Origin of the sequence: Mycoavidus cysteinexigens (assembly GCF_003966915.1) — a bacterium.
Taxonomy (GTDB): Bacteria; Pseudomonadota; Gammaproteobacteria; order Burkholderiales; family Burkholderiaceae; genus Mycoavidus; species Mycoavidus cysteinexigens.
Genome location: NZ_AP018150.1, coordinates 2,157,282 through 2,183,886, shown reverse-complemented (window position 1 = coordinate 2,183,886; position 26,605 = coordinate 2,157,282). Strand labels below are relative to the sequence as shown.

At 49.2% G+C, this 26,605-nt stretch carries 14 protein-coding genes and 2 pseudogenes; 4 read left to right on the top strand and 12 right to left on the bottom strand.

Going from position 1 to position 26,605, the window contains the following annotated elements; all coding sequences use genetic code 11:
- Positions 1–4,947: 4,947 nt before the first annotated feature.
- Positions 4,948–5,310 (bottom strand): IS4 family transposase, encoded by a 363-nt coding sequence (locus MCB1EB_RS09305; protein WP_045364913.1) that lies wholly within the window; start codon positions 5,308–5,310, stop codon positions 4,948–4,950.
- A 363-nt stretch (positions 5,311–5,673) separates the two neighbouring features.
- Between MCB1EB_RS09305 and MCB1EB_RS09300 the strand changes: the two genes are divergently transcribed.
- The 3 genes from MCB1EB_RS09300 (at position 5,674) to MCB1EB_RS09290 (ending at position 11,241) form a co-directional block, all read left to right on the top strand.
- A complete protein-coding gene (locus MCB1EB_RS09300; protein ID WP_045364917.1) occupies positions 5,674–9,822 on the top strand; it encodes a HEAT repeat domain-containing protein in 4,149 nt (1,382 codons plus the stop codon).
- Positions 9,823–9,954: 132 nt separating this feature from the next.
- Entirely contained in the window at positions 9,955–10,233 is a 279-nt protein-coding gene (locus tag MCB1EB_RS09295) for an HU family DNA-binding protein (RefSeq protein ID WP_045364921.1), read from the top strand.
- A gap of 45 nt (positions 10,234–10,278) precedes the next feature.
- Positions 10,279–11,241 carry an Rpn family recombination-promoting nuclease/putative transposase gene (locus tag MCB1EB_RS09290; RefSeq protein ID WP_052394008.1) on the top strand — a complete coding sequence of 321 codons (963 nt, stop codon included), beginning with the start codon at positions 10,279–10,281 and terminating at the stop codon, positions 11,239–11,241.
- Between the two features lie 409 nt (positions 11,242–11,650).
- Here the strand turns inward: MCB1EB_RS09290 and MCB1EB_RS12110 are convergent, their stop codons facing one another.
- The 6 genes and pseudogenes from MCB1EB_RS12110 to MCB1EB_RS09265 form a co-directional block, all read right to left on the bottom strand.
- Entirely contained in the window at positions 11,651–11,998 is a 348-nt protein-coding gene (locus MCB1EB_RS12110) for a hypothetical protein (protein ID WP_161566174.1), read from the bottom strand.
- Between the two features lie 356 nt (positions 11,999–12,354).
- A pseudogene (locus MCB1EB_RS09285) lies at positions 12,355–12,996 on the bottom strand (transposase family protein); the annotation flags it as partial.
- A gap of 173 nt (positions 12,997–13,169) precedes the next feature.
- The gene (locus tag MCB1EB_RS09280) at positions 13,170–13,508 is read right to left on the bottom strand and encodes a RepB family protein (RefSeq protein ID WP_052394129.1); all 339 of its coding nucleotides are present in this window, start codon (positions 13,506–13,508) and stop codon (positions 13,170–13,172) included.
- Positions 13,509–13,600: 92 nt separating this feature from the next.
- The gene (istB, locus tag MCB1EB_RS09275; RefSeq protein WP_045366608.1) at positions 13,601–14,383 is read right to left on the bottom strand and encodes an IS21-like element helper ATPase IstB; all 783 of its coding nucleotides are present in this window, start codon (positions 14,381–14,383) and stop codon (positions 13,601–13,603) included.
- A 27-nt stretch (positions 14,384–14,410) separates the two neighbouring features.
- Positions 14,411–15,994, bottom strand: coding sequence for an IS21 family transposase (gene istA, locus MCB1EB_RS09270; protein WP_045366611.1), 1,584 nt, complete (start codon positions 15,992–15,994; stop codon positions 14,411–14,413).
- A gap of 210 nt (positions 15,995–16,204) precedes the next feature.
- Positions 16,205–16,957: pseudogene (locus tag MCB1EB_RS09265) on the bottom strand (ISNCY family transposase); the annotation flags it as partial.
- A gap of 338 nt (positions 16,958–17,295) precedes the next feature.
- Between MCB1EB_RS09265 and MCB1EB_RS12105 the strand changes: the two are divergent.
- Positions 17,296–17,643 carry a hypothetical protein gene (locus tag MCB1EB_RS12105; RefSeq protein WP_161566174.1) on the top strand — a complete coding sequence of 116 codons (348 nt, stop codon included), beginning with the start codon at positions 17,296–17,298 and terminating at the stop codon, positions 17,641–17,643.
- Between the two features lie 340 nt (positions 17,644–17,983).
- Here MCB1EB_RS12105 and MCB1EB_RS09260 read toward each other — a convergent pair whose 3' ends face one another.
- The 5 genes from MCB1EB_RS09260 to MCB1EB_RS09235 all read right to left on the bottom strand — a co-directional run bounded on the left by MCB1EB_RS09260 (position 17,984) and on the right by MCB1EB_RS09235 (position 26,594).
- On the bottom strand, positions 17,984–22,270 hold the full coding sequence (locus MCB1EB_RS09260) for an NACHT domain-containing protein (protein ID WP_052394010.1): 4,287 nt from the start codon (positions 22,268–22,270) through the stop codon (positions 17,984–17,986).
- 815 nt (positions 22,271–23,085) lie between these two features.
- Positions 23,086–24,204 (bottom strand): ABC transporter substrate-binding protein, encoded by a 1,119-nt coding sequence (locus tag MCB1EB_RS09255; RefSeq protein WP_045364927.1) that lies wholly within the window; start codon positions 24,202–24,204, stop codon positions 23,086–23,088.
- Positions 24,205–25,161, bottom strand: coding sequence for a LysR family transcriptional regulator (locus MCB1EB_RS09250; protein WP_045364930.1), 957 nt, complete (start codon positions 25,159–25,161; stop codon positions 24,205–24,207). It lies immediately after the preceding gene.
- Positions 25,162–25,177: 16 nt separating this feature from the next.
- Positions 25,178–25,534 carry a hypothetical protein gene (locus tag MCB1EB_RS09245; protein ID WP_126354004.1) on the bottom strand — a complete coding sequence of 119 codons (357 nt, stop codon included), beginning with the start codon at positions 25,532–25,534 and terminating at the stop codon, positions 25,178–25,180.
- 448 nt (positions 25,535–25,982) lie between these two features.
- Positions 25,983–26,594, bottom strand: a complete 612-nt coding sequence (locus tag MCB1EB_RS09235; RefSeq protein WP_126354003.1) for a hypothetical protein — start codon at positions 26,592–26,594, stop codon at positions 25,983–25,985.
- Positions 26,595–26,605: the final 11 nt, after the last annotated feature.

Below are 26,605 nucleotides of genomic sequence, written 5' to 3'. Positions count from 1 at the left end.
TGTCAGAGGCCGACTCAGGCGGGCGGCTTATCAGCGCACGCGCGTGCATGAATCGCTATTGAACGCCTCTGTGCCGTGCTTCAAAAGAGAAATTTCGCTTAGGGGCGCTCAAAAATCGTCCCTCCACGTTGAAAAATCACATTTTGGAAAGTTAGCGCAAGTCTGATAACAAGCAATTATCAGACTTGGCCACGGGTGGATTTTTTGTATCGTGAAATTTAGCGGGATGAAAAAAGGCCGCTCCGTGCGCTGAGCGTCAGCGTTTCACCATACTTCACCAGAGAGAGGTGTAGGGTCCTCTTGCTCTGCTAAAATCGCGCAATGAATAAAAAATAGGTGCGGGATACAAGTCGCACTCCTTAAGTCAAACAAGCTAAAGGAAGAAAAATGGAGCTAGAGCCAGTATCGAGCGCTCATTTAGGGAAAGCGCGTGGTGCTCATCAATCCGCGGGGGATTTTTACAAAGAAGCGCTGGAGTATGAACAACAAGGTGATCTAGATAAGGCTCAAGCGTGCTATCAACAGGCCCTTCGCGCAACGGAAAATTTAAATTCAACTGAATCCAAAGTGTCTCAAACCCTGGCTCGGATCTATTTGGATTATGCAGGTTTGTTGGAAAAGCAGCGGGATGTCATAGAGGCAGGCAATGCTTATCAAGAAGCTCAAAAATACGGACTGGATGCATACCGATTAGAGTCGGATCAAGCCAACGTTCAGGGTTTACTTCAAAACATTGGCCGTCGTCGCAGCCAATATTTATTGGCTCAAGGACAGAGCACCCAATCCGAGCAAGTGCTTCAAGAAACGCTTCAATGGGTTAAAGGGAATACCGCTGACAAAGCTCATTCAGACGAATTTTTACCCTCCACAAACGATTCAGCGTCTGACGCGCATCGGCCCAATTTTTCGCCTGCCTCTTTGCTCTCTTCTATTCAAGCGGCCCACTCCGAAGGAGAGATTATCGTACAAAATTGCCACGGTAAGATTAATGCTCCAGTCCAAGGCAATCATAATACGGTCAATATATACGACAACTCAGCAAATCCAGAGCTTCTGCCCCAAATCAAGGCAATGCATACGACTGTTGGGGAATTGAAAACCGCCTATTTAGATCGTTTTAAAGAGCAGCAAGACCTAGAGCTATGCTCGAAGAAAAAACCTCTGGCCATCCTAGGCCAGAATATCGAGGCAGAATATTTCACCGCGTGGGAAGAGCCGGGGGAGATTCAGGATGGCCTAGCGATGTATGTGGCTCCGCAGGCTACAACTGTCACAGACAAAAAGACTCTTTTTGATTTAGACGAAGCGGTGATGGCTTTTTTGGCGCAAGCCCATGATTCTGGCCAGAAAACCCAGGTGCTGTTGCTGCGAGGCGAAGCAGGTTCAGGTAAATCGACATTTAATCGGCACTTAGCGCGTCGCTTATGGCGAGACTATAGTGCTGCTTCGGGAGAGCGACCGATCCCACTGTATATCTCCTTGCCGACGATAGATAGGCCCAACAAGAATCTCATTGGCCAATATTTATCGGATAAATGCGGTTTCTCGCTAGAGCAGATCGATGCATTGCGGGCAAGCCAGCGCTTTATTTTAATCTTAGATGGCTACGATGAGATTCCTGCGGAACAGAGGAATTTATATGCGGATGAAAAACTGGATCAATGGCAAGCAAAAATCCTTCTGAGTTGCCGGCCCGAGTATTTAACGGAGAGCTATAAAAACCATCTACAGCCTCGAGGTCGTTCACGCGTGCTGAAGGAGTATCAGCTCGCACCGTTTTCAGAACAGTCGATCGAAACCTATATTCATCAGTATGTTAAGCATACGCAGGCTCAGTGGAGCGTTCAAAACTATCAAGGCAAATTAGCGCAGATTCCCAATGTCAAAGAACTCTTGGGCACGCCCTTTTTGCTCAAAATGGCCTTAAGCGTGTTGCCAACGTTAGACGAAACTCGGCCCGGTCAAGTGGGTTTAACCCGAATCAAACTCTATGAGCAGTTTGTGCAAACGTGGTTTGCGCGTTCTTTAGCGCGTTTAGATGCGATTCAGTCTAAATTGACGGATACTGAGCAAAAGGCTTTCCGCAGTTTGAAAGACGAAGGCTTTATTGAGCATAGCCAAACATTTAATACAGACTTTGCGTTAGCCCTATCAGAGGCTAAAACCACGGTAGCCGCCTATTCCCCAATCGCTCGCCGCGGGATAGCGCAGGATAAACGGTATGAAGCCTTTCTGAGCAACCAGGATGAAGGAAAAAAGCTCCTGCGGTTTAGCGCTTTGTTGACTCGCCAGCAACAGCAATATCGCTTCATTCATAAATCGATCCAGGACTATTTGGTGGCGCGCGCGGTGTGGGAAGAGCTGACGGATTCGAATCAAGTGGATCCAGAGGGATTACTGAACCGCTTCAATCTGGTGGAGGATGCAGCGATCCAGCGGTTTTTAGTGGAGCGAGTTAAGCAAGATCAAGGGTTAGTGAAGCCGTTGCTGGGATGGATCAAGGCCTCCGCGCAGAGAGAGTTGGTGAATCAAGGCGCGGCGAACGCGATCACGATCTTGGTTAAAGCTGGGGAGCAGTTTATTGGAGCCGATTTAAAGGGGATCCAAATTCCCGGGGCCGATCTGAGTTTTGGGGTATTCGATTCAGCGCAGTTGCAAGGGGCGGATTTAAGAAAAGCCAATCTTCGCGCGAGCTGGCTGCGCCAAGCGAATTTAAGCGCGGCGCAGATGGCTGGGGTGCAGTTTGGTGAATGGCCGACTCTACAGGAAGAGAGCTGGGTGAATGCCTGCGCGTATTCCCCGGATGGGAAAAACTGTGCGGTAGGGCTTAATAACGACACGATCAGCCTCTATTCGACTTCGGATTGGAAAAAACTGCACACCTTAGAAGAACATACTCACTTTGTTACGAGCGTGGTGTATTCGCCGAGCGGTTTGCAGCTGGCCTCGGGGAGTCATGATAAGACGGTGCGTCTGTGGGATGCGGAAAGCGGCGCGGCGGGTCACACCTTAAAAGGACATACTCACTTTGTTACGAGCGTAGTGTATTCGCCGAGCGGTTTGCAGCTGGCCTCGGGGAGTCAGGACAAGACGGTGCGTCTGTGGGATGCGGAAAGCGGCGCGGCGGGTCACACCTTAGAAGGACATACCCACTGGGTTAGTAGCGTGGTGTATTCGCCGAGCGGTTTGCAGCTGGCCTCGGGGAGTTGGGACAATACGGTGCGTCTGTGGGACGTGGAAAGCGGCGCGGCGGGTCACACCTTAGAAGGACATACAGACTATGTTACGAGCGTGGTGTATTCGCCGAGCGGTTTGCAGCTGGCCTCGGGGAGTCATGATAAGACGGTGCGTCTGTGGGATGCGGAAAGCGGCGCGGCGGGTCACACTTTAGAAGGACATACCTCCTTTGTTAGTAGCGTGGTGTATTCGCCGAGCGGTTTGCAGCTGGCTTCGGGGAGTTCTGACTATACGGTGCGTCTGTGGGATACGGAAAGCGGCGCGGCGAGTCACACCTTAGAAGGACATACAAGCTGGGTTAAGAGCGTGGTGTATTCGCCGAGCGGTTTGCAGCTGGCCTCGGGGAGTCATGATAAGACGGTGCGTCTGTGGGATGCGGAAAGCGGCGCGGCGGGTCACACCTTAGAAAGACATACTTCCTATGTTACTAGCGTGGTGTATTCGCCGAGCGGTTTGCAGCTGGCCTCGGGGAGTGATGACAAGACGGTGCGTCTGTGGGATGCGGAAAGCGGCGCGGCGGGTCACACCTTAGAAGAACATACCTCCTCTGTTAGGAGCGTGGCGTATTCGCCGAGCGGTTTGCAGCTGGCCTCGGGGAGTTATGCCAATACGGTGCGTCTGTGGGACGCGGAAAGCGGCGCGGCGGGTCACACCTTAGAAGGACATACAAGCTGGATTAATAGCGTGGCGTATTCGCCGAGCGGCTTGCAGCTGGCTTCGGGGAGTCATGACGATACGGTGCGTCTGTGGGACGCGCACAGCGGTGCGGCAGGTCAAACCTTAGAAGGACATACCTTCGGTGTCAATAGCGTGGTGTATTCGCCGAACGGTTTGCAGCTGGCCTCGGGGGGGGGTGACAAGACGGTGCGTCTGTGGGACGCGCACAGCGGCGCGGCGGGTCGCATCTTACGCGGACATACCTACTCTGTTAGTAGCGTGGTGTATTCGCCGAGTGGTTTGCAGCTGGCCTCGGGGAGTGATGACAATACGGTGCGTCTGTGGGACGCGGAAAGCGGCGCGGCGGGTCACACCTTAGAAGGACATACCCACTGGGTTAATAGCGTGGTGTATTCGCCGAGTGGAACGCAGATCGCCTCGGGGAGTAGGGACAATACGGTGCGTCTGTGGGAGGTCGCATCGGGAGCGTGTCTAAGAAAGATTCAAGGTTTTACCAGAGATGTTTATAGCGTAGCCTGGAAAGCGACGCCCGAGGGTTCGTACCTGTTGACTGGCAGTGGTGATAAGTTAGTTCGGCAGTGGGAAGTGATCGGAGAGGGGGATGAAGTTCAGGTGCGCCTGCGCTGGATGTCCCCGCATGCGGAGTTGAGCGTGAAGGAAACAGTCATAAAAGACGTCGTAGGGTTAAGCGAAGTGAATAGAGCGCTATTGAAGCAGAGGAATGCCGTAGGCGAACCAATTTCATCGGGGATGGAGGCGGTTATAAGTGAGGCCCCGGTGGTGATGTCGAAATTGAAGCGCTGGTATCAAAAATTGGGTTTGACAAGGGCGTAGCGCAAAGCCCCTTTGATGTGCCCCTTTTAACTGACACTTTCTGTCAAGATGCCATTTTTTAAGAAAGCTCAGAGATGAATTCGGATACTAAATTTGACTTTAGAAAGCCTTATAAATAAAGGCGCTTGAGTGCATATGGTACTTTTCGCTTCTTGGTGGTCATTACCCCTATTAATAGCTCAGGATTACCCACAAATTTTAGTCACACTGGTGCATGATTTGAAACATTTTGGTAGCCTCATGCAAAGCCATGAACCCACGCCACAATACAGTAGGGCCGGGCGGGAGATCATGCTTGCGCGCTAGGTATCCGCCGAGTTTAGCGATCCACAGAATGGCCTGATTCAAAGTAGGAGGATCGCTAGGAGGATGCTTGGTATTGTGAGCACGGCAATATAAAGCTTGCCATTCAATGGGCTGAAGTAAAACTTCACAAGAGATTTCAGGATTACTTCGACCTAGTAAGGGGGCAACATCAGTCACCACCTCACCAATTATCAAACAAGGGGCGCGATTTTTTGACGGATTCGAATACTCCAGATCGGTCTCATTCGGAGTCAAAAAACGGCGAGCGGTGCTTCACTGTCCCTCCAGCATTTTTTGGGGCGTCCCCTTATCCACCGTACGTAAGCCCAATTATCAGACTTGAACCGCGGAAAAAAGAGGGATTTTGGCAGGGAGCAGGCTCGGAAATCGGTCGCGGTTGAGGGAAGGTGGTCACGCTTAAGATCCGCTCAAGATGCTCTGCTAAAATCGCGCCGAGAGAGTTATCCGCGTTGATTGAAGCCAGGCCTTAGAAAAGGTTAGAGAAAAAAACGCACTGCAACACGCCAGAACGAGAAATGGAAAACGGTTGCCTTTAGATTAGGCCAAAAGAAGAGAATATCTTTTCGCCTTCTAGAGACGCTTTTTAGAAGCTGCTTCTTGAACGATAAAAAATTTGAATGGACAGGGGAAAATATTTTGAATATATCAGGTTGGGGGCAAAATTTTAGAACGGCTCTGCCAGCACCGGTAATAACACCACAAAATCATGTGGCGGCGGCCCAGGCGCATAGTGCCACAGGGGATCGGGCCAATGCTGAAGAATCCTATAAAGCCGCGATAAAACTGGCGAAAGCGGAACTCGCAAAAAATCCTAGCTATTCAAGAGAAATGGCGCTTGCTCAAATAAGCGCTGAATACGCCGCTTTTCTAGCACGAGAGAACGCGTCCGACGCCTCCTCATTACAGCAACCTTCGGTACCAGAAAGCAATTCAGCTTCTGCAGCGCATCGGCCTAGTTTTTCATCCTACTCTCTGCCTTTTCCTATTCAAGCGGGTACTGAAGGAACGATTGTTGTACAAAACTGTCAAGGGACGATTAATGCGCCAGTTCATGGCAAAAATAACACGGTCAACGTGTACTATTCACCGAATTTAGAGGCTAGACAGCCTCATGCAGCCTCGTTAGCCAATCTGCGCCATGCGTTTCATTGGTATTACGATAAAACATCTAATCTATCGATTCAGCGCGTCTCAGGGCAGACGGTTTCGCTTGACGATTGCTATATCAATCTGGCTATCGTAGAAAGTCAGGCGCAAAAGGAAAAAGACCAGGCTGAACTGAAAAAGCAAGCGGCAGCTTTTGAGCGCCTGCCCAGCAGTGAAAGACTTGAGGCGACCAATCCGAATAAGTTGATCCCCTTAGATCAACTCTTTGAAAAACAGCGATTACTGGATGGTTCAGAAGGGATACCGAAACGGATTTTAATTCAGGGGCGAGCGGGGATAGGTAAAACTACCTTATGCAAAAAATTGGTTTATGAATATCATCATAATGGGCTGTGGCAGGATCGCTTTGATAGCGTATTGTGGATGCCGTTACGGCAACTCAAAACACATTCACCTCAACATCTGGAAGATTTGCTGTGTCAGCGTTATTTTGCAGATCAAGGCCGCGTCAAAGCACAAGCCCTAGGAAAAACCTTTCTCGAATATCAAGGCAAGACTTTATTTATCCTGGATGGTTTGGATGAAGTGACTGAAATGTTCGATGAGCGTCATCGTTTAAATCATTTTTTAAATCACCTCCTTAACCAGGCTCACGTATTAATCACGTCCCGTCCTGCAGGGGTGAACGCATCTCAGTGCAATGAGTTGGATTTAGAGTTGGAAACGATCGGGTTTAGCCCTGAGAATGTTCAGACTTATATTCAAAAATTTACGCCTGAATCGAACCAGGAGGCGCTTCAGCAATTTATCCATCGTACGCCATTGATTCAAAGCCTGGTGAATATTCCGATCCAACTGGATGCACTGTGTTATAGCTGGGATAAGCTGCCAAAGAATCAAGCGATCACCATGTCCATGCTGTATGAAGCGATGGTAGACAAATTATGGCGCAAAGACAGCGTGCGATTAGAGAAAGAGGAGGGAGGGAAAGTATTAAGGGCCAATGTAATTGAAGGCTTATCAGAAGAAGACCTGGAAGAACTGATGATGGCCGAAATCGATTACCTAGGGTATCTGGCGTTTAAAGGGTTAGAGGCGGAAAAAATAGAATTCAGTCGCGAAGAGCTGAGTCAGCGTCGGAAAGAATTGAATATCGGATCTCAGATAGAGCGAAAATTACCCTTGGATTTCACGACGAATCTGAAAAAGACTTCATATTTACATTCAGCCGATACTGAACGACCTGAATCTGAGCGTTACTATCATTTCCTGCACTTAACGTTTCAAGAGTTTTTTGCGGCGAAGTTTTTGGTAAGGCATCTGCAAACTGATATCAAAGTCCGTAGCGAATGTACTTCTGTGAAAATGTTGGATAAGGGTTTAAGTCCAAGCCCTTCCCAGGGCGAACTGCAAGCCTTTATTGCCACAAATAAATATAATCCGCGGTATGAGATTGTTTGGTGGATGATCGCCGGCTTACTAAAGGGCGCTTCGTCAGAGCGTTTCTTTACGCTGTTAGAGACAGCGCCGCGCGATTTGATTGGTATCCGCCATCAGCAGGTAATGATGGGGTGTTTGAACGAAGCCCGTTCCCAATTGGAAGAACTGATTGTCAAGAAGTTGGAAACAGAATTAATGCAATGGTTGCATTTCGAGATTAAAAATACGGAAAGCAATAGCTTCTCCAGTAACTTAGGCAGCCAAAGTGCTTTTCCGGAACATCTATTGCTTACGTGCCTCAATCAGCCTGAGGTAAAGAAAAATAGAATAATTGCTTTTCTTGAAAACCGCTCGGTTTTGTTTGCTCCAGCCATCTCGGCTTTGGTTGCAGCCTTACAGGACGAAGATTGGCTTGTCAGGTCTGCCGCAGTGAATGCATTAGGCGCACAAAAAATGCTTTCAGATAGTGCTGCCTCGTCCTTGATCACGGCTTTACAGGATGATCATAAGAATGTCAGGAGTGCGGTAGCCAAGGCATTAGGTAAACAGAAGATACTTTCGGTTGCCGCTATCTTGGCCTTGATCACGGCTTTACAAGATGAATATAAGGACGTCAGGGAAGCAGCGACCAATGCATTAGGCGCACAAAAAATGCTTTCAGACACCGCTGTTTCGGCCTTGATCACGGCTTTACAACATCAAGATAAGGTTGTTAGAGCTGTGGCGGCTTGGGCGTTAGGCCGACAGCAAACGCTTTCCGATCTTACGATCCTATCCCTAACCGCGGCTTTACAGGATGAATATGAGTATGTTAGGAGAGCCGCAGCCGATGCATTAGGCACACAAAAAATGCTTTCAGATGCTGTCGTCTCAGCTTTGGTTGCAGCTTTACAGGACGAAGATTGGCTTGTCAGGTCTGCGGCAGTGAATGCACTAGGCACACAAAAAATGCTTTCAGATAGCACTGTCTCGTTCTTATTTGCGGCTTTAAATGATAAAGATGATGATGTTAGGTCTGATGCGGCCATGGCATTAGCCGATCAGAAAACATTATCCGACGAATTGTTGATCGTGGCGTTACAACATGAAAATAAATATATTAGGTATGCGACAGCCAGGATATTAGGCAAACGGGAAATGCTTTCAGATACTGTCGTCTTATCCTTGACCATGTCTTTACAAGACGAAGTGGAGGATGTTAGGTATGCAGTAATCAATGCATTAAGCGAACAAAAAATGCTTTCGGATGTGGTCGTCACTTCCTTGATCGCAGCTTTACAAAATGGAAGTAAATATTTTAGGTCTGCGGCAATCTATGCATTAGGCAAACAGAAAATGCTTTCAGATGCCACTATTTCCGCCTTGCTCATGGCTTTAAAGAACGAGGAGAGCTATGTTAAGTCTACCGCGGCCAAGGTAATAGGCAAACAGGAAATACTTTCAGATGCTGTTATCTCGGCTTTGATTACGGCTCTACAAGATAGTGATAAGGATGTCAGGAGTGCGGTAGCCGAGGCATTAGGCAAACAGAAAATGCTTCCGGATGCTGCTATCAAGGCCTTGATCACTGCCCTACAGGATGATGATAAAGATGTTAGGCATGAGGCAGCCACAGCATTAAGCGAGCAGAAAATACTGTCCGAAGATGCTATACCTTTTTTAATTTTAGCTCTACAGGATGAAGAGATGTCTGTTAAGCTTTGGGCTATCGAAGCATTAGGCAAACAGAAAATACTGTCCAATGATACGGTCTCATCCTTGATTTTAGCTTTTAAGGAACAACATAGAATTGTTAGGTTTGCGGCAGCCCAAGCATTAAGCAGGCAGAAAATACTTGCAGATGCCGCTGTCTCAGCCTTTATCATGGCTTTAAATGATGACAATAAGGATCTCAGGGTTAATGCAGTTATCGCATTATGTTCACATCTCGAACAGCTTTTCACTATGCTACCAAACTTAGCGCCAAATCAAATAAAGGCAATCTACAATCTAGTCCTATTTCCGCACAGCTGTAAACAGAATGTATCGCTTTATATTCAAGACAATAAACTTCATTTTTATACGTCGGCAGGTTTGGGGAAACCAATTGAACTTACATCGGAACAAACTGCAAGGATAATTAGAGTATTGAGGGTGATCCAAGCGGAATCAGGTATTGCCGTGTTACCTGAAAAAGAAATATTTCTAATGGAAGAGTAAAACGATTAACCCGATGTAGGGGTTTCCTTGCATCTACAGGTAATCAACTTAACATAAGGCGGACTCCAAATAATTTACCTGTGTAGCAGCTAAATATAATGTCTTATAATTGCATAACGAGGATATAGATAAATGAATAAACAAGAATTATTTGAAGCGATTGCAGAAGAATGCGAATTGTCGAAAACGCAAGCCAAGGCTGCCCTGGAAAGCGTACTCAATCAAATAGCGAAGGCCTTGAAAAAAGGGGAGCCGGTCCAGTTGGTCGGTTTTGGAACCTTCAAAGTGAATCAACGTTCAGCGCGTACAGGGCGTAATCCACAGACTGGAAAAGCCATTCAGATTAAGGCCAAGAAGGTCCCGGCGTTTTCAGCAGGTCAAGCGCTTAAAGAAAGCGTGGCAGGACAGTAAGCAGCATCTCTAAAATAGGCTATTGACGCCTATCAGTATTTGACTATGACACTGATTCACCAACCCTTCGATAAACTGTTTAAACAATCGCTGAAAGAACGCCAGGTTGCCCTGGATTTTTTCAAAGCGCATTTGCCGGCTGGGCTGTATAAGCGGATCGACTGGAAAAGTCTGACGACCCTGGACAAGAGCTATCTGAGTCCTGCGCTCCAAGCGACACATAGTGATCTGGTGTTTTCTTGCCAAATTGATGGAAAAACAGGATACATTCCTCTCATCTTTCTGGCGGAACATTTTTCAACGGCTCCTGAACATATTGCGTTCCGTTTCTTGCAATATACTTTAAGCGCCATGGAAGACCATCTCAAGGCAGGCCATAATAAGCTGCCGCTGATTTTACCCATTTGTGTCTATCACGGCAGACCCTCACCGTTTCCGCATTCGACGGATATTTATGACGAATTTGAAGATGCGGAACTCGCGCGTGAACTAGTGTTTAAGCCGTTCAGATTGATTGATCTGACGGTGCTTAACGAAGAAACGATACAACACCATGGCACAGCGGCCTTGATGGAATTATTGCTGAAGCAAGCGTGGGTGAAAGATTTGTTGTCGACATTTCGACAATTGTTAGAGAGTGGTATATTGAAGCAGGTGCTGGATCAAACGACGGAAACTTATTTGTTATCGGTGCTAAACTATGCGGTGAATCAAGGAGATGAGAATCAGCCGGTTGAGGCGTTCATTCAGCTTCTTAAGAAAGGATTACCGGAAAGAAAGGAGATGATTATGACTTTTGCGGAACAATTAGAGCAAAGAGGTCGGCAACAGGGTCTAGAGCAAGGCCGTCAAGAAGGCATGCAACAGGGCATGCAACAAGGCCGTCAAGAAGAAGCGCGTACGATTGCTCAGAATTTGAGCGCAATGGGTATGGACAAGGCTTTTATTGGGAAAGTGACCGGATTGAGTGATGAGGACGTCACCACGCTGCTTAAGCAAACGCATTAAGCGGGTGATTCGGTCGGCACACTTGTCTTATGGGAGTGGCAACGTGTTAGGCGTGCTTTAAAAAACGACTCGCCATGCTGCGACGCAGCAATAGATTCAGGGCGTGCCGTTTTATAGCATAGAACAATTTATTTTTCTGTTTTATAGTTAAAAATTATGTGTCAAAGGTCGGATAAGGAAGGGCTATTACTAACCCTCCCTCTCCTAAGAACCGTGCAGGCGAGTCACCTCGCACACGGCTCAAGCCAAGAGTCCAGCGCTGGCTAAGGCACCGGGCAGTCTAACAAACTGGCTGCCTGAGCAATATACGCCTGGAGCCATTTCGCCCTTCTGGTAAAATCGAACCAGTTGACCTGGTTTCTTAATTCACCTGGGCGCGCAAGCGCACAACAAACCTAAACGGTCTGCCTCATCTGCTTTCCCGCGTATAACGGTTTGCCAAGATTTCTTGCCCACTCTGACCAAGAGCAAGTCTGCTCGCTTTCGCGCAAGAGAATGTTTCACTCTTTATCCCCCTCATTACAAGGCGGCCTTCGCTTTTTGCTCCTTCCTGTACCCGCAGCGCCAACAGCATTCCTCGCGGTTTGCCTACCATTTCTGGCAGCGTTACGGGCTTATCCTGTTCCGCTTGAATTTCAGTGCGAGTCGGATCCCTCTTCTTTGCCGGCGGTTGTTTGTCCATGTTGGCCGAACTTTGAGCGACCAAACCTAACCGCGTACCATTTTGGTTCAGGCCCAGCACCTTTGGCCTGTTCATTTTAACGACAATTACAGAGATTCACGTGTGTTGATCGTATTCGCACATCCCTAGCCCCTCTCCGCTTTAGTGCTAGCAGATTCGGCCTTGCCTCGCGGCTCGGCTTACCGATTACTCGGCGGTTACATTGTCATCGGAGCTTCACACCGGACCGTTGCCAGCCCCGCATGTCCGACTAGGGAACGATTGATGGAGCAATCGGTCTTATCTGGTTATATTTCTCCTGTAAGACAGAAATTCAAACGACTTTTCAGGTCGCACCAAAGTTCAGATGTCGCAATTTACACTGCACACGGGTATAAAATGGACGGGTTTAGAGCAGATTAAGTTGAATGTAGCGACTTTTGACTATCGCATTAAACAGTTTTATGCATAATTGCTGCGTTTAAATCATCAGCCGTAAATTGGAGCGGCCGCTTCGTTCCCTCCTTACTCTTTGTTTGACGAGGCTCAGCACCCCGGTTAGTCCTAGAAGGGGCATATGAAGGCCTTCGGTCATCGCGTTGAGCCTGCATCAATTTAGCCACATGTAAAACATGGTCTAAACGCTTATGTTCAACAATCGTTCCTTGATTAATTTCAGACAGTTTGTCATAGCGTCGATAAGCAAAAGCAATGCCGTTAGCCCGCAATTCAATACGGCCATCAGGATACTCGTACACTTCAATATATCGATTGATGAGCTTGCGAGCCTCATCCGTGTCTTCAAGTATGTAAATCACCCGATCATATTGCACTGTTAGCGAGTGCGTCACACAACGCGACTGACGCCATGTCAAAATCTTATCGAGATCTTCATCTTTGCGCAGTGGCCGATGAGCATTGAAATCACTTTTAGGCGGCTTAGCGAAGCGCGCATTAAAGTCGGCAATAAAATGCGGTACAAAAGCATTGGCTGCTTCCATGGTGTTTATGCCACGCAATCGAAGTTCTTTGACCAGCCGATCTTGCAATGTCAGATTAGCCCGCTCAACACGTCCCTTGGCCTGGTGCGTATTTCAGCGATCGTGACCGGTCCTTTCAGAATTATCGTGACCGATAAATTCGGGCAAGCGAAGGAGTTTAGATTGTACATAAATCGGTCACGATGAGTATCAAATTCGAATGAACACTCTCTATTTTTTTGCTCAATCACAGACCTCATACTTTGCTTTTTAGTATCAAGAATGCGTTACGCAGTAACGGAAATAGGTTGAGATTCCGAATTGAGCGAGAGTGTAAAAAGCTCTGATTTGAGGCGCAGTCGTCCGCCATAATAGTCACTCACACGACTTTTTACGATACCGTCGTCTGCCTGCTCTCGCCTGATTCTTCTGATCACCTCTATCTCAGTCTGAAGCAGTAGTTTCTCAATGATGGTTCGTTGCGTGACACCGTAACATTTAGCCAATAGCTCGAGCGTCCATTTTGAATCGGGCTCAATAATGATGTTGAGCCGCTTGGCTAGACCCTCACGGAGGTGGCGATCTCGATATGTTCGTTGACGTTGAGCCGTGTTATTGACTGTCATTTTTTGATCCTAGTAGGTTACGCAGTAGCCATAAGAGTAAATTTAGGCACACAGAAACGTTTGCCCTAAAGAGGATGCGATAAGCGCCATGGCTAAAGTGAAGGCTGTAGGTCTGATCGTTGTGACGGTGCCGCGTACTCGGAACGAACTTCCTGTTTGCGCAACGATTCGCCTTTGAGCTTAAGCTTGTGGCTCTGATGCACAATGCGATCGAGGATGGCATCAGCGAGAGTCGGATCGTTCAAATATTCATGCCAATGCTCAATCGGTAATTGACTGGTAATCAGGGTTGAGCGCGAGGAGACCCGGTCATCAATGATTTCTAATAGATCAGCGCGTTGGTCCTGGTTGAGTGGGTGTAGGCCCCAATCGTCCAATATGAGCAAATCGGTTTTAGCGATAGCCTGCAATTTGCGAGTAAAACTGCCGTCACCATGGGCAATACGCAGCTCTTCAAATAGCCGGGGTATACGCACATACAGCACCGAGAAGCCACAGCGACACGCCTGTTGCCCCAATGCACAAGCCAGCCAGGTTTTGCCGACGCCAGTGGGACCGGTGAGTAAGATGCTTTGTGCGCGCCGGATCCAATCACAAGATGCGAAGCTGGCGATTTGCCGCCTTTCCAAGCCTCGCCCAGTACGGTAGTCGATATCTTCCAAGCAAGCCGAGGACACTTTTAGGCGTGCTTGCTTGAGTAAGCGCGCGATGCGACGGTTGTCACGATGCGAGCATTCGCGGTCCACCAACATACCGAAACGCTCTTCAAACGATAAATCATCGGTCGCGCGCAAAGCAAATTGCTCGCTCAATGCGATGGCCATGCCATCGAGCTTGAGAGCCTTCAGTTGGTTGAGGGTGTGCTGATTTAACATGAATTTCCTTTGAGGTGAGTGAGGGTATTAGTGGTAGTAGCGCGGTCCACGCACGTTGTCATGCGTGGTGAAGCGAGGTTCGGTTTGGGCGGCGGGTGTAACCGGTGGCGATGACTCGATACGGTCCAAGCCGGATTTAAGGATGTTGGAGACGCTTTTATAGGTCATGGCACGTAAGGCGGCGGCGCGGGCGCACGCTGCTTCTAAGCGTTCTTTTCCGTAGGTGCGCGACAACTGCATTAAGCCTAGGCAGGAGCGATAGCCCATTTCAGGATGAGGCTTAGAGTCCAAGAGATGTTGCACGATCTGATGGGTGGCCTCTCCGATCGATTCGCCCCAATTCAACAATCGTCCGGGCGACCATTGCCGGTGAGCTTGGTGTGATTTAGGCATGTGCTCGGCCAAGGTCGTGTGATGATTGTTCACGCTGGGTATCAGGTGACTGGCTACGTTAGGGTGAGAGGCCACCCTCTTGCCTTGATGGAAGCATTCAATGATGCCCGCCGTGATACGCACTTCGACCTCATGGCCCACCCATTGGTGAGGCACGCTGTAATAATGACGATCAACTTCAATATGGTAATCAATTGACACTCTCGCTTTTTTCCAGTGCGCGAGTTCAAATGGCTGTAACGGCAGCGGCCGCAGTACCGGACGGTCGATTGCCTCGAACGCTTGGATACGATTGCCAGGCAACTTCTTAAATGGCCGGGCGTTGAGATCGATCAGCAAAGTCGCGATTGCATGGTTTAATTCGGGCAAACTGAAGAAACGCCGGTTACGCAAGCGTGCGAGAATCCAGCGTTCAGCGATTTGCACGCCGACCTCTACTTTGCCTTTGTCCTGCGGCTTATAAGGTCGTGCAGGAAGTACGGCGCAACCATAATGGGCAGCAAACTCAGCATACAGGCGCCCCACCTGAGGCTCATACCGATCAGGGTGAGCAATCAAGGCTCGGGCATTGTCACAAACGATCAGCTCAGGGCAGCCTCCGATATAGATGAGTGCTTGGATGTGTGCGTTAATCCAGTCCGCTGCAGTTTGAGTCCCCGTGGCTATGGCAAATGTATAGTTAGAGGCGCCAAGTACTGCTACAAACAGTTGGGCTTGACGGATTTCACCAGTATGCGGGTTAGACACTGCAATCGTCTGGCCTGCGTAATCGACAAATAGCTTCTCGCCAGCTCGATGAACCTGACGCATCGAGCGCTTGAGTGTCTTGGCCCAAGCGCGGTAATGTACGCACAAGCTTGTATAGCTGTAGGGCCGACCCGGACATTGCGCGCAATACTCCTCCCACAGCAGTTGCAGCGTGACGCCTTTGCGTTTGAGTTCTTGATGAATCCAAGCATAATCCGGCGGCATGAACTGAGACGCACGCACCACAGAGGCCTCAGATGGGGGCTTCAGTCTGGATGACAGCGCTGTTTCGTCTAGCGCTTGCGCCTCTTCCCAGGCCAAACCCGCTTGGCTAGCAAGCTTAATGTACTTGGCGACAACACCTTTAGAGAGCGATAGGACCCGGGCTATCGCCTCTAGCGACAAGCGGCATTCATACCGCAGCCTTAATACTTCTTTAACTTTGCGCATGGTAATTCGTCGACTTGGCATCGCATACCTAAAAAGCGCACACGATACCGGGTTGTTCAAATTACCTTCGCCTGCCTATAGGCTTATCAAATCGCCGATCATTTCTAGCTTTCCGATTTCAAAAATCTTACCTAAAATCGGTCACGAAAATTCTGAAATCAGCGGTCACGATAAATCTGAAATGACCGGTCACGCTTCTGAAATGGACGGTCACGATAGGCTGAAATACGCAGCCTGGCTCGAGTTTGCACAAATACTTTCGATGTTCAGTTCATACATAGCGCGACCAAAGTGGGTCACACCTTTGCCGCCAGTTGTCGCATATTGCGCACTACGAAAAATGGTGGCCTTGTCACTGTAAAACGCAACGGGTTTCCCGTATTGTTCCAGATAGCTGCGCGTCGCTTCGAAGTAGCTGAAGGTCGATTCCGTCGCCGTGAAATGCAAGTGCATGATGCGACTCGTGGCATCGTCTATATACACGAGCAGTGTGCAGCTAGGGTTACGCTCCTCGAACCATCTATGATCACTGCCGTCAATCTGGATCAGCTCACCTAGGCACGCACGCCGGGCGCGCGGCTGATATACCTTGGCCAACCTCTGTCTACGCGGCACCCACAAACCCGCTTCTGTCATCAGGCGTCGGAGGGTTTCTTTAGAGACCATAACGCCGTGGCATTCTCGAAGCTTCTCGCAAGCCAGCGTTGGGCCGAAGTCAGCGTAACGGTCTCGTATCAAACCCAGCGCGTGGCTCGCAACGCCCTCCGGTAATTGGTTGTTGCTCCGACGTCCGTTTCGTTTCGATATCAGGCCTGAGGCACCTTCGATTCGATATCGCGCAACCATGCGTTCTACCTGTCGTCGACTCAACTCAAGCCGTTCTGCGGCTTTCCGCACCATCAATCCGCCGTCTACAACGGCTTGAATCACTTTTAATCTATCTAATTCTCGCATTGTCATTGTAATCGTATCTGGTGCTGCCATACCACGCTCCCATATTAAGGAACGCGAGCATGCCATGCGACATCTCAACTTTGCCCAGATACGACATTACAACTTTGGTGCGACCTGAAAAGTCGTTTGAATTTCTGTCTTACAGGAGAAATATAACCAGATAAGACCGATTGCTCCATCAATCGTTCCCTAGTCGGACATGCGGGGCTGGCAACGGTCCGGTGTGAAGCTCCGATGACAATGTAACCGCCGAGTAATCGGTAAGCCGAGCCGCGAGGCAAAGCCGAATCTGCTAGCACTAAAGCGGAGAGGGGCTAGGGATGTGCGAATACGATCAACACACGTGAATCTCTGTAATTGTCGTTAAAATGAACAGGCCAAAGGTGCTGGGCCTGAACCAAAATGGTACGCGGTTAGGTTTGGTCGCTCAAAGTTCGGCCAACATGGACAAACAACCGCCGGCAAAGAAGAGGGATCCGACTCGCACTGAAATTCAAGCGGAACAGGATAAGCCCGTAACGCTGCCAGAAATGGTAGGCAAACCGCGAGGAATGCTGTTGGCGCTGCGGGTACAGGAAGGAGCAAAAAGCGAAGGCCGCCTTGTAATGAGGGGGATAAAGAGTGAAACATTCTCTTGCGCGAAAGCGAGCAGACTTGCTCTTGGTCAGAGTGGGCAAGAAATCTTGGCAAACCGTTATACGCGGGAAAGCAGATGAGGCAGACCGTTTAGGTTTGTTGTGCGCTTGCGCGCCCAGGTGAATTAAGAAACCAGGTCAACTGGTTCGATTTTACCAGAAGGGCGAAATGGCTCCAGGCGTATATTGCTCAGGCAGCCAGTTTGTTAGACTGCCCGGTGCCTTAGCCAGCGCTGGACTCTTGGCTTGAGCCGTGTGCGAGGTGACTCGCCTGCACGGTTCTTAGGAGAGGGAGGGTTAGTAATAGCCCTTCCTTATCCGACCCCTTACATTATGAGTGGCCTGAATTTCTGTTATGTTAAATTGAGCATCCGAAAATGCAGGAAAACCCCTGCATCCAGTTTATCGCTTTACCCCCGTATCAAAAAGAGTAGTCTTCTTCCTCTTCGGAAAAGTCTTCCGGATCAGATCGTAAAGTCCCGTCGTCGGCACCCCTCTGCATCAACAGCGCTCGATTCACCTGGCTTAAGCCTTGCACGCCTTGAATCGCCGTGTCTGTCAAAACCAGCTCACCATGCGTTGAACTCCAAGAGAGCCGCACTTCATAACGGCCCGCCTCTTCGATGACTTGCCATGTGCGAACCGATTTATCTTGACAGCCGGTGACCAAATAGCTGTGATTCGATATTGCTTTCCAGGCAAGGCTATAGATACCTCCCTGAAAATCTCGCACGACCGCTAAACCCTGACCCGAGGTCGCGTCCCACAGCCGTACCGTCTTGTCCTCACTGCCCGAGGCGATCTGATCTCCGCTCGGCGAATACACCACGCTATTAACCCAGTCGGTATGCCCTTGCAAGGTGGGACCGGCCTCCCCACTGTGCGCGTCCCACAGCCGTACCGTGAAGTCATAACTGCCCGAGGCAATCTGATCTCCGCTCGGCGAATACACCACGCTATTAACCCAGTCGGTATGCCCTTGCAAGGTGGGACCGGCCTCCCCGCTGTGCGCGTCCCACAGCCGTACCGTCTTGTCCTCACTGCCCGAGGCGATCTGATCTCCGCTCGGCGAATACACCACGCTCCTAACCCAGGAGGTATGTCCGCGTAAGGTGTGCCCAGCCGCGCCGCTGTGCGCGTCCCACAGCCGTACCGTCTGGTCATAACTCCCCGAGGCGATCTGATCTCCGCTCGGCGAATACACCACGCTCCTAACCCAGGAGGTATGTCCGCGTAAGGTGTGCCTAGCCGCGCCGCTGTGCGCGTCCCACAGCCGTACCGTATTGTCCTCACTGCCCGAGGCAATCTGATCTCCGCTCGGCGAATGCACCACGCTAAAAACAGAGCGGGTATGCCCTTGTAAGGTGGGGCCGGCCTCACTACTGTGCGCGTCCCACAACCGTATCGTATCGTCCTCACTGCCCGAGGCGATCTGATCTCCGCTCGGCGAATACACCACGCTCCAAACCTTGGAGGTATGCCCTTGCAAGGTGGGACCGGCCTCCCCGCTGTGCGCGTCCCACAGCCGTACCGTCTTGTCCTCACTGCCCGAGGCGATCTGATCTCCGCTCGGCGAATACACCACACTACTAACAGAGTCGGTATGCCCTTGCAAGGTGGGACCGGCCTCCCCGCTGCGCGCGTCCCACAGCCGTACAGTCTGGTCCTTACTACCCGAGGCGATCTGATCTCCGCTCGGCGAATACACCACGCTATTAACAATGCCAGTATGCCCTTGCAAGGTGGGGCCGGCCTCCCCGCTGTGCGCGTCCCATAGCCGTACCGTCTGGTCATAACTCCCCGAGGCGATCTGATCTCCGCTCGGCGAATACACCACGCTATAAACCAAGCCGTTATGCCCTTTTAAGGTGGGGCCGGCCTCCCCGCTGTGTGCGTCCCACAGCCGTACCGTATGGTCAGCACTGCCCGAGGCGATCTGATTACCGCTCGGCGAATACACCACGCTATTAACCCAGTCGGTATGCCCTTGTAAGGTAGGGCCGGCCTCCCCGCTGTGCGCGTCCCATAGCCGTACCGTCTTGTCATAACTGCCCGAGGCGATCTGATTACCGCTCGGCGAATACACCACGCTCTTAACAGAGCCGGTATGCCCTTGTAAGGTGTGGGTTTTCTCCCAGCTCGAGGTGCCATAGACGCGGATCGTACCGTTTCCGAGGCCCAGTGCACACGCTTTCCCATCCGGCGAATACGCGCAGGAATATACGGTACTCTCTTCCTGGAGATAAGGCCACTCGCCAAACCGGATCCCTTGCATTTTGGCCCCACTTAAATTGGCTTGGCGTAACCAGCTTTTGCGTAAACTCACCCTCCTTAAATCCGCCCCTTGCAGTTCAGCGGAATCAAATACCCCCTCACTCAGATCAGCCCCGGGAATCTGGATGCCCTTCAGATCCGTTCCATTAAACTGGATACCCGTTTTAACTAAAATCGTCATTGCATTCGCAGCCCCTTGACTCGCCGAATCACTCCGCGCTGAAGCCTTGACCCATGCCAGCAGCGGCCTAACCAAAGCCTTATCTTGCACCACACGCTCCACTAAAAAGCGCTGAATCGCCGCATCTTCCACCAGATTGAAGCGATTCAATAATCCTTTTGGATTCACTTGATCCGAATCATTCAGTGCCTCCCATACGCGCTGCACATTTTTCATTCCATTCAAGGGCTCAGCACCCATTGATGAATCTATGCCTGCTGAGTGTTCTAATTCTTCCCACACCCCACGCGCCACTAAATAATCCTGGATGGATTTATGAATAAACCTATATTGCTGTTGCTGGCAAGTGAGCAACGCGCTAAAACGCAGCAGCTTTTTTCCTTCATCCTGATTGCTCAGAAAGGCTTCATACCGTTTATCCTGCGGTATTCCACGGCGAGCGAGCGGGGAATAGGTAGCTACCGTAGTTTTGGCCGCTGACAGGGCTAACGCAAAATCGGTATTAAATATTTGGCTATGCTCGATAAAGCCATCTTCTTTCAAACCATGGAAAGCGCTCTTCTGCGCCTCCGTCAATTTAGACTGAATCGCACCTAAACGCGCTAACGAACGCTCAAACCATGTCTGCACAAACCGCTCATAGAGTTTGATTCGGGTTAACGCCACTTGACCAGGCTGAACCTCATCTAACGTCGGTAACACACTTAAAGCCATTTTAAGCAAAAAGGGCGTGCCTAACAGTTCTTTGACATTGGGAATACGCGCTAGCGTGTCTTGATAGACTTGAGCGCTCCACTGAGCTTGCATATATTGAACATACTGATGAATATACGTGTCGATGGACTGTTCTGAGAACGGCGCGAGCTGATACTCCAAGAGTACCCGTGAACGCCCTCGCGGTTGCAGATCGTTTTGATAGCCTTCCGTTAAATACTCGGGCCGGCAACTCAGTAGAATTTTGGCTTGCCATTGATCGAGTTTTTCATCCGCATAGAGATTCCGTTGTTCCGCAGGAATCTCGTCATAGCCATCTAAGATGAAAATAAAGCGCTGACTTGCCCGCAACGCGTCGATCTGCTCTGGCGAAAAGCCGCATTTATCCGATAAATACTGGCCAATGAGATTCTTGTTGGGCCTGTCTATCGTCGGTAAAGAGATATACAGCGGGATCGGCCGCTCGCCTGAAGCAGTACCATAGTCTCGCCATAAGCGGCGCGCTAAATGGCGGTTAAAGGTCGATTTACCTGAACCCGCTTCGCCCCGCAGCAATAGCACCTGGGTCTTCTGGCCAGAAGCACTGGCTTGTGTTAAAAAGGCGGTTACCACTTCATCTAAATCAAAAAGTGTCTTTCTATCCGCAACAGTCGTCGCCTGTGGGGCGACATACATCGCCAGCCCATCCTGAATTTCCCCGGGTTCTTCCCACGCGGTGAAATATTCCACCTCGATATTCTGGCCTAAGATGGCCAACGGTTCTTTCTTCGAGCGTAGCTCTAGCGCTTGCTGTTCTTTAAACCGATCTAGATAGGCGGTTTTTAATTCTCCAACAGCAGAATGCATTTCTTGGATTTGAGGCAGAAGTTCTCTATTCGGTGAGTAGTAATGCACATTGACCGTGTTATTTTTGCCATGGACTGGCGCATTAATCGTGCCATGGCAGTTTTGTACTAGCGTTTCCACCCCAACATAATCGGTACCGGCTGAATCAGTTAATATCGGTGTAAAGGAGAAGGTTTGGGCTTCGGCGGAACTCTCCGGGAGGGCTTCGAGCTTTGCATTTGGATAGCTGAATAAAGAAGCATCCACCCCGGCAAGTCGTTCAATGGCAACGGGAGGGTTTTTCTTATTTAAATGCAGACTACTTGACCCCCTCTCAACCGTTCGCTTTTTAGAAAAGCCTACGTTATTGAGTCTATATCGCTCAAAAAATTTCTGTCTCTTTTGTTCTAGCGCCTCTGCTTCGGCCCTGCGCCCCTGTTCATTCAACAATAGGCCATAACTCAAATAAATAGACTCAATTATTTTTCCCGACTGAGGCTCATGGGACAATTTTTCTGCGTCTTCTTCAAAAAGCTTTTGAGCCGCCTGATAAAGCCTTTCTGCTTCATCAACCTGACCGCTTTTTGCATATCCATCCGCTTCAGTTTTATAGTGTTCGGCTTGCTCAAGTATTTGCTGCGGAGTTTGCACAGCAAGCTGTCCTGAGTCAACAGGACGGGATCTCGACAGCAGGTCATTGATCGGTGTAAGCATCGTTTTCCTTGTACCGGTATTTTCTCACTTCCGTTGAGTCCAATGAACGAACCGTGTAGAAAAGCCGAATTTTTTAAGATTTTTAACCATAGATGAAGTCTGAAAATAAGAGAGTGCGCGCCTATTTTGTGCGCTACGCTCAAAGACTGCATCGTCTTCACAAACAATTTTTCAGAATTGTAACGATGGGCAAATGATTTTTGCAAAAAATCAGGGCGTAGGGGTGGACGACCGAGTGTGTGGGACGCATACATTCACTTTTTTGTCCCTGATTTCCGCGCAGTCCCCCGGTCAAACTCCTCTCTTTTTTCCACAGGTCAAGTCTGATAATTGCTTGTTATCAGACTTGCATTTGCTTCGCAAAATATCGGGTTTTTAAGAATAAGTTGATTTTAGTAAGGGTAATTAGTCCAGTGGGAGAGAAGCTGTAATTCGTATGCCACTTTGGGACTAATTTAGAGCCATGCCATGCGTTTTGCTCACTGGCAATTGGAGGACCATCGACACTCAATGCCGTACAGCATGCTATCGTCTTAGAGCGGCTCGATGCGGGTGTCAGCATTGCTGGGATCGTGCGCGAATTCAGGACGACTCGACAAACAATTATGCGAGTAAGAGAGGTTGCTTTAAACTCTCCCTCGCAACAGAAAAATTGATACAGATAACGCGATTGTGGGCATTGAAGATCTATATATTCATTCCGATGTTTATTATTTAAGGGCCTTCCGCAGCGAATTATTTATTCTGATCGAAACATGATTTTCAGCACCCCTGACGCGCATCTATTTGTCAGGGGGAACAGCTACAGTGAGTGGTCAATTCAGCATCCACTGATTAAAACGTTCAATGGTTGAGCTATGTTTATCTGCCCAGTACAAACCATCGCTCGGCATCCCTTTTTCTAAGTTAGCTGGATAAGTAGCAAGTAGCCTGACATATTTGGGATCAATCCGGTTTCTTTGCAGAACTTCCTGGGCTAAAGCGCTAGATTGGGTAGGGGCTACCCCATAGGGGATAAGGCGCGCCTGTCGCTCAGGGTCGGTGGCAAACTGGATAAATTGACGGCAGGCATCTGCATTAGGCGTACCTTTTAAAATTGTCCAATTATCGTAGCCGTAGATATGTTGATCCCAGGAAAACGCAACAGGAGCACCTACTTCAATAGCGGCGAGTGCACCAAGTGAAAAAGCAGGGAGTAAATCGACTTCACCCGTTTTCAAGAGATGCTCAGCTTGGGGCGCATTTTGCCACCAGACAGAAATATGCGGCTTGATTTTATCCAGACTACGAAAGGCGCGGTCAAGATCATTACAAGAATAGACTTCTCCTGGAGGTACGTTATCGGCCAATAATGCTTCCTCTATCGTATCAAAGGGGATTTTGCGCAGAGCGCGGCGGCCGGGGAAATTTTTCACATCCCAAAAGTCCTTCCAAGTTCTCGGCGCTGGGCGTCCTTTGAACGCCTCTTCCCGATATGCGAGCACCGTAGAGTAGACATTCATGCCAACGCTATACTCCGACAAAAAGCGCGGCACGATGGCTGAGACTACAGGGTCATGCTCAAGCAAGTGCTTTTCTAAATAACCTTCCTTGCCCAGGATTGGAACCGCCCGATTGCTCAGGCATGCCATATTCCAGCGATACGTCCTCGTATTGACCATCGTTCTAATTTCGGCGATAGGCTCCACATTGGATATAACGGCCTCTATCTCAATCCCTGTTTCTTTTGTGAAGGGTTCGAAGAGTATTTTGGTATAAGCAATATGATCTCTTCCGCCTGAGGTGCGGATAATAATTTTTTGTTTTGATTTTTTGGCGAGTTTAAGAGATGGCTTGATGAGGGGTGCGCTCACCACGGAGGCTACGCCCAAACCGGCTATCACCGTCTTGATCATATTACGACGCCTTTCAGAAATTTGATTGTGCTCTTTCATTTAGTTTTCCTCCCCAGATCTGATGAGTGAATGATCGCTCACCTCTGCCTTATGCGTAAAAATAGAGAGACCTCTATGGAGCGATTTAAGTAATTGATGAGTAGCGGGCAGCAAGGGCTTACCCCGCCTAACCACCAAAGACAGTTTGGCGGACTGAAAAAATGGATGATCAATTTCTAGCGCAATCAGCTTCCCCTTTTTAATTTCTTCACGTGCTGAAAAAATCGACATAAATACTGCGCCCAAGCCGTCATAAGCAAACTTTTTACGCGCTACCGTTGAATCACTTTCAAATATGCAAGGGGGAAGGGCGATTTTCTCTGTGCGGCAAGCGGACTGAACCAGTTCTCGAGACACACCCGAAGCCGGTAGTGAGAGGGAGGAACTCATCGCCTCTTTAAGCGTGACCTTCTGTTTTTGAGCAAGAGGGTGTTCTTTACTCACTAACATGTATAAAGGTAACGGCACACTTGCATAGAGTTGAATATCTGGTCTTTCAGGGCAAAGATGAATGATGCCAATATGCAAAATGTCATCGAGGATTTGACGAATAATCTTATTCGGCTCGAAAATTTCTTCGATATTCAGACTGACATTAGGGCATTGACGATGAAACTGATTGAATACGTCCATAAGTGGAGCCACAAAGGTACTGGCTGTAGCGATATGGATACTCCCTCGTCGCATTTCATTCAGCGCTCGTACGTCAGCTTCAAACTCTGCTCGAGCCTCGCGGTTCTTGCAATAATATTCAAGCAATGATTTAGCCACCTCAGTGGGAGCAACACCGCGGGGACGCCGCTCGAATAATTTAAATCCGATCTCTTGTTCTAGCAGACCAATCTGCCGCGTAATAACCGAGCTGTCTGTATTCAAATAGTCTGCCGCTGTGCGAATTTTCCCGTGTGTGTAGACCGCGTGGAAGTACCTCAGCCGACGCTGGTTAATGTCTCTCATTTTCGACTCCTTGAATTTAGCTGATCAAGTTTTGCTTAAAAGCGAGTGTGGCTTCGCAACATTCTCCAAAATCAAGAAATTTTTGCCGGTAGGGAGTGGAAAAAGGAGCAAAAAGAGGGGCTGGCCGTATTAGAGGGAGGTGAGGCGATTTGGGTTTAATCATTGCCTCAATTGAGGGTTGAATCTGGGCAAAATCGGTGAAGTGAAAATAAAATGCGCAGAGGGAAGGGGCGAGTTTTCTGAAGGAAAATGAAGAACGTTGAAAATATTGTAAATCAGGTGATTTTTCCTTGGGATTTTGTTTAAGGAGAGAGGCTTGAGAGATAAAAAAGCTAATCTTCGGGGGAGAAGGATAAGATTGAATACAATACATTGCACTACTCCGTGTGAGATATGGACTAACTCTACCCACCTCCCGTCAAAAAGGTGGGCAGACCAAGCAGGGTTGACGGACCGTATCTCACGAACGGCAAGCCCTAAGGCTTCCCCACCTGGCCCGCCCATGGAGCAACGCCAAATAATGAGATTCCAGGCCGTCAAACCCAGGTCACCATTGTTTTAGTGACAAATGAAGTATAAGTAAATCTATGCTAATGTGCAATTTCAATAATTGGAAATTCAAGCTTGTTAGTGATGCCAATCTGACGACTAAGCGCATTTTCCATAGCAAAACCTATTGGTGCAAAGCAGCAGGTCACCGCACCTCTTCTAGGATTTTCCGTTGTTGACGTAGCAAAGCATGAATCCTTTTTAGTTGTTCGCGCCAAGCCTTAGATCGCCCGCCGTGCCTTAAGGAGTTGCTGGATGCTTTGACTTTGCCTTCATCCGTTTGCGGCCCCGTCGATTTTTCCCACGGTCGCCATTGTTGAATCATGGCCCGCTGCCGGGTCTTTCGCTCTGGCGTCCAGCCATTGCCCATTTTGTTTCTCCAATAGTTCGTTTGACTCGATTGTTATTTTTTCCGCGTGTGCGAGAGGTTCCACGCCATTGTTGACCTGTTGATGCCCGTGCGCAATGTTGGCTTGCTTGGCATAAATCACGGGTGGGTTTTTGAGGGTTGCTAGTGTTTCGAGTGTCATCCGACATTGATTTTGCGCCTTCATCGCCATGCGAAAGAAGGATTCAAAATTTTTCTGATATTCTTGACAGAGTGTTCGCCGGGAAAAGTTCATAAAAATAGATTGCAGGGCTTGAGCTTGAGCCATCAACATGGCTTCGCACCGCCTCATGTCGCCACTTTGAACCTCGATAATCGAGTTTGCCAGTGCTTGGGCCAGCTCGCCAAAATTCTGCTCACCAAGGGGCGTAGCGTATTCGCTAACGATAGCGGCTGCATTGGCACTGGGTTTTAATACGAATGCTGCCAGAGCAGATGCATCAATTTTTGATTTTGTGGACTTCGCCGCCGATCTTGGTCTCTTTTTATCCTTCACGCTTACTTTTT

Coding starts and splice junctions, on each gene's coding strand:
- MCB1EB_RS09295 (WP_045364921.1), top strand. CDS start 9,955: ATGAATAAACAAGAATTATTTGAAGCGATTGCAGAAGAATGCGAATTG.
- MCB1EB_RS09290 (WP_052394008.1), top strand. CDS start 10,279: ATGACACTGATTCACCAACCCTTCGATAAACTGTTTAAACAATCGCTG.
- MCB1EB_RS12110 (WP_161566174.1), bottom strand. CDS start 11,998: ATGAACAGGCCAAAGGTGCTGGGCCTGAACCAAAATGGTACGCGGTTA.
- MCB1EB_RS09280 (WP_052394129.1), bottom strand. CDS start 13,508: ATGACAGTCAATAACACGGCTCAACGTCAACGAACATATCGAGATCGC.
- istB (WP_045366608.1), bottom strand. CDS start 14,383: ATGTTAAATCAGCACACCCTCAACCAACTGAAGGCTCTCAAGCTCGAT.
- istA (WP_045366611.1), bottom strand. CDS start 15,994: ATGCCAAGTCGACGAATTACCATGCGCAAAGTTAAAGAAGTATTAAGG.
- MCB1EB_RS12105 (WP_161566174.1), top strand. CDS start 17,296: ATGAACAGGCCAAAGGTGCTGGGCCTGAACCAAAATGGTACGCGGTTA.
- MCB1EB_RS09260 (WP_052394010.1), bottom strand. CDS start 22,270: ATGCTTACACCGATCAATGACCTGCTGTCGAGATCCCGTCCTGTTGAC.
- MCB1EB_RS09255 (WP_045364927.1), bottom strand. CDS start 24,204: ATGAAAGAGCACAATCAAATTTCTGAAAGGCGTCGTAATATGATCAAG.
- MCB1EB_RS09250 (WP_045364930.1), bottom strand. CDS start 25,161: ATGAGAGACATTAACCAGCGTCGGCTGAGGTACTTCCACGCGGTCTAC.
- MCB1EB_RS09245 (WP_126354004.1), bottom strand. CDS start 25,534: ATGTATTGTATTCAATCTTATCCTTCTCCCCCGAAGATTAGCTTTTTT.